This is a genomic window from Mesorhizobium sp. M2A.F.Ca.ET.037.01.1.1 (genome assembly GCF_003998075.1).
Classification (GTDB): domain Bacteria; phylum Pseudomonadota; class Alphaproteobacteria; order Rhizobiales; family Rhizobiaceae; genus Mesorhizobium.
Map to the genome: position 1 here is coordinate 1 of NZ_RZSA01000955.1, position 2,463 is coordinate 2,463.

At 64.8% G+C, this 2,463-nt stretch carries 2 protein-coding genes; one reads left to right on the top strand and one right to left on the bottom strand.

Annotated features, from left to right (window positions below):
- Positions 1-251: 251 nt before the first annotated feature.
- The gene (locus tag EOA27_RS31860; protein ID WP_127258167.1) at positions 252-881 is read right to left on the bottom strand and encodes a hypothetical protein; all 630 of its coding nucleotides are present in this window, start codon (positions 879-881) and stop codon (positions 252-254) included.
- A 440-nt stretch (positions 882-1,321) separates the two neighbouring features.
- Between EOA27_RS31860 and EOA27_RS31865 the strand changes: the two genes are divergently transcribed.
- A complete protein-coding gene (locus EOA27_RS31865) occupies positions 1,322-2,284 on the top strand; it encodes a DUF3991 and toprim domain-containing protein (protein WP_127258168.1) in 963 nt (320 codons plus the stop codon).
- Positions 2,285-2,463 lie beyond the last annotated feature (179 nt).

Sequence of the window (2,463 nt, forward strand, 5' to 3'; positions counted from 1 at the left end):
CCTTATCCTGGCAATGGGGGCAATCCTCACCCGCGCGATGGCAATCTGGCCATCGCCCTGGACGCGCCAATGATGGTTGTCTTCCTCAACCTTTCGTCTGTGCCTCCCACTTCTTGGCCGACGCCGTGGGCGAGCTGCTTCTGGAGTAGCGCTCTTCGGCCGACCAGCGAGGCAGACCGTAGCGAATGGCCGGCGAACTGCTCTCCCGTTCGCCCTCGGCCCGGATAGACGGCAGCCTCTCATCGCAATTGTCACCCTTGAGGCGCGCGCGCGAGTTCGTGGAGTGCATGCGCTATCTCGTCATTGGTCCACCCGGCCGCCGCGGCGCTCTCAACCAATTCCTGGAGAGCCGGTTCCAGTGCGCGTTGGCAATGAAGTCCGCGATCCGGATGATCAGCCGCGCAGCCTGGTTCCGCGATCGTGATCCTCGATCGCTTCATCGCAGGCCAGGGGCTTTCGCCCGTCTCCTTCAGCCACACGAGGCGTATGAGCTCGGATGTCAGTGGAGCGCGCTTGGGATATCGCTTGATGCGGTCAACAAGCTGTTCCAGTGATCCCGCGCGTTGCAGCTCCTTGAAAAAATGGTGTGGCGCGACGCTCCCGAGCCGGTGCGTCTCCGCCAGGCTCCATACGTACCGATAGGCCGCCATGAAATCGGATCGTGGCGGAGCCTCGGACGGTTCGGCCTTGGTCAAGATACCCCCGCCCACGAGGCTATCGGCCTTTTCAATGATCTGGCGCGTCCTTGTTTTTGAAAGGCGATGTTCCTGCGCCAGCTCGGCCACGGTCTTGCCATTCAGAAAGCCGTCCACCAGGGCGACATTTCTATCGACGTTCGGACTGAACCCCCAGCAGGCCCGCAGCCGGTCCACTATCGTCATCGTACCACTTCCCTCGATGATCCCGCTTTTCACGGGTTTCGATTCAACATAACCGCGATCGTATTTTTGCTGACAGCAAGATCGCCGGGCGAAACGCCCTGATTTGCCGGGGCAAGTGTTGTCCAAAACAGCCTTTACCGCAACACCCCGGCCTCGAACCTGACGGATCACCCCGTCGGAATTGCCGGGCTGCGCGGACTGCTTTCCAGCCGCCTGCCGATTGAACGCGCCGATGCGCCGTTATGGTGCCGCTTGCGAGCGGGCGGCGGCAAGGGAGGCTGCGCCGCGGCTGGAAAGTCACCTTGGCCCTGCGGAATTCCTCAGTTGCCAGCCGCGCCCTTGCCCCCTTCGCTCTTCGCGGCGGTGGGGTCTGGTGCCGCGGGATTCGCGGGAAGGAAACCGAACAGGAAAGGCCGGAACCGAAGGGCGCCGGGAGTGGAATGGAAAAGAGCGATGTCAAGAAACTCAGGAGCGGCGTGCTGTGTGCCGCGGTGCTGGAGCGGGCGGGCTTCGTGGTCGATCCGAAGGAGAGCACGAAACGCGCCGTCAAGTTCCGGCGCGGTGACGAAATCATCATCGTCATCCACGATGGCAAGGGCTGGTTCGATCCGCTGTCGGACGCCAAGGGAGACGTATTTCGCTTGGTCGAGCACCTCGAGAGCGTCCGCTTTGTCGAAGCGCTCGACCATGTGGCGGATCTGTTTGGGTTCGTCTTCAGCGAGCCCGTCTGGACGAAAGCTCTCGGCAGGACTCGACCGGACCTTTCGATTCATGAGCGCTGGCAAAGCCGCCGCAAACCGTGGCGCGGCTCCATGACCTGGCGCTATCTGCGTGACGAGCGCCGTCTCCCCGAAACCGTCATCGGCGCGGCAATCCGCCAGGACCGACTGCGCGAGGGCCCGCGCGGCAGCATGTGGGCCGCGCACACCGATGAGACCGGCGCGGTCACCGGCTGGGAGGAGCGTGGGCCCAACTGGCGGGGATTTGCCACCGGAGGCGCAAAGGTCCTGTTCCGGTTCGGCCGTGACGATGCCGAGCGCTTCTACGTCACGGAGGCCGCGATCGATGCCATGAGCCTCGCCGCTGTCGAGGCGATGCGCCCCGACAGCCTCTATCTGAGCACAGGCGGCGGCTGGGCGCCGGCGACCGTGGCGGCCATCCGGAGGCTTGCGGCCCGAAACGGCGCGCTGCTTGTCGCCGCCACCGACAACAATGACCAGGGCGAGGTCTATGCCCGCCGGCTCGAGGCGATAGCGGTGGAGGCAGGGTGCGGTTTCGAGCGGCTGCGCCCTGCGGCGGATGACTGGAACGAGGATCTGCGTGCGATGAACGAACCGGAGAGGGAGAAAGGGAGGGAGAGAAAAGGCCGGCTGCCGCATGCCCGCCGGCCGCGTCAAGGGTGAAGCTGCGCCCGGCTTCGCCGGCCCTTGACCCGTCCGGACGGAGAGGCGGCCGCGGGGGATGGGTCAGGAAGGGCTGAAGAGGATGGCGAGTCCCGAGAGGATGAGCCGCGCTCCGGCCCGACGAGGCTGAAGGAGCCCCACTCATGAACCCCACCTCCCCGATCCGCAAGATCTACCAG

What these genes read in the sequence shown, in the direction of transcription:
- EOA27_RS31860 (WP_127258167.1), bottom strand. Translation starts at nt 881, where the DNA reads ATGACGATAGTGGACCGGCTGCGGGCCTGCTGGGGGTTCAGTCCGAAC.
- EOA27_RS31865 (WP_127258168.1), top strand. Translation starts at nt 1,322, where the DNA reads ATGGAAAAGAGCGATGTCAAGAAACTCAGGAGCGGCGTGCTGTGTGCC.